At 34.6% G+C, this 1551-nt stretch carries 1 protein-coding gene; it reads right to left on the minus strand.

What is annotated here, in order from left to right:
• Positions 1-65: 65 nt before the first annotated feature.
• Entirely contained in the window at positions 66-1484 is a 1419-nt protein-coding gene (locus E1171_RS01565; RefSeq protein WP_155203405.1) for a DUF4932 domain-containing protein, read from the minus strand.
• Between the last annotated feature and the right edge of the window lie 67 nt (positions 1485-1551).

Here is a 1551-nt window from a genome sequence, read left to right on the forward strand (position 1 = left end):
TCTTGGAGTCGTAATAAAAAATTATTGGTATTGTATAGACTTCACTAGATAATCCAGTGTTGCCCTTATTCATTTTTTGTTTTAAAGCCTATTTCATAGTTGTTCATTCCAAAACCTTCTTCAGTTTTAAACCTTCTACCAGTTAAAATAAATTGATATTCCTTATTTGATTCCAAGTCTAGTTCCAGGAAAACTGATTTTTTGTCTTCGGAATAGGTTATTTCTCCCAATTTAGGATAGGCTTCTTTGCCTTTGTCTCCATGACTTATTGAATAACCTTTTGCTTTTAATGGTCTGTCAAATACTATTTTTATTTTTTCAAGGGAGGGCTCCACTTCTTGACTTCCATTTTCGAATGGAATAATTTCAATGACCTTTGGCCTCTTGGCATTTACCGTTTCCTGAATTTTATCAATTCTTGATGCGGTCCGATCAAAAAACTTTACAATTTCGGGCATAAAACTTTCCAAAGCCGGAAAATTGACCCTATTATTGTCATAGCGTTCCAGTTCTTCTACGAGTTCATCAGTCCACAAAAAACCTCTATTTATTTCATCGTTCAATTCATTTTGTATGAATCCCTTTTCGTAGTCATGGTCTTTTAAATATTTGATTACCGAAGCGCGAACAACAGCTTCTACAAGCATGGTTTTCCAATTTGAATAGGCTTGTGACTCCATTCTGCCTTGTAGTAGATCAAAAATTATTGGTCCACTTTGGGAAAGTTCTTCGTGGTACTTTTCTACTACAGGGTTTACAAAGGAATGATTAAATTCATGCAATAGAGTAGGAAAGTAATCATTTAACTCATATTTGGGCATACCTAAACTATCTATGCTCCAGGTTCCCATGATGGCATAAATAATCTCTTTGTTGTCAATGGTTATATTGGGGCCGTAATTTCCTCCCCCATTTCCTAATCCGTTTACGATATTAAATTCTCCCTTTGGTTTCTCTCCATAGAAATTTTGATACCAATCTAAATCCAATTCCTCATAAACCCTTCTAAAACGACTGGATGCTTCTTGGTATAGGGATTCATTCTCTTTGAAAAAGGTTTCACAATCGGCAACTAAGTAAAAATCGTTCAATAACTTTAAAAAAGTGGTGGCGCTTTTCTTACCCCATCTGCTTTCTGGAATTTCTTGGGAGAAAGGAACTAATGGAACGAATTCAAATTTTTCCGAAATGCTTATTGCCATTGCCATAACGGCATCATACCCCACTCCTTTTTTTCTTAACTCCTCCTTTATGAATTTTATCAGTTGATGTTCCCTATGCTTTCCAAAATGTTTTTCAATTCTGTCCACATATTCAGGAAATCTCTTCGAACTATATTCTCTACTATCGGCCAGACGAAATACTATACTCAATAATTCCACCCGCTTATCCACTGTTGGTTCTTTAAGAATTGTGGTTTTTTGGCCAAATAATGAGAGATAAATGATTGCCAATAATGGGATAATGAGAATTACCTTCTTCATTTTATTTGATTAAATTTTTGACTAAATATAAATTTTAATCCTTGGAAAATTACTCCTTCGTTGAGGG

The sequence above is a fragment of the Xanthovirga aplysinae genome, from assembly GCF_009711365.1.
Lineage (GTDB): Bacteria > Bacteroidota > Bacteroidia > Cytophagales > Cyclobacteriaceae > Xanthovirga > Xanthovirga aplysinae.

Bases quoted from the DNA above. Each gene is read 5' to 3' on its own strand.
- E1171_RS01565 (WP_155203405.1), bottom strand. From the start codon at position 1,484: ATGAAGAAGGTAATTCTCATTATCCCATTATTGGCAATCATTTATCTC.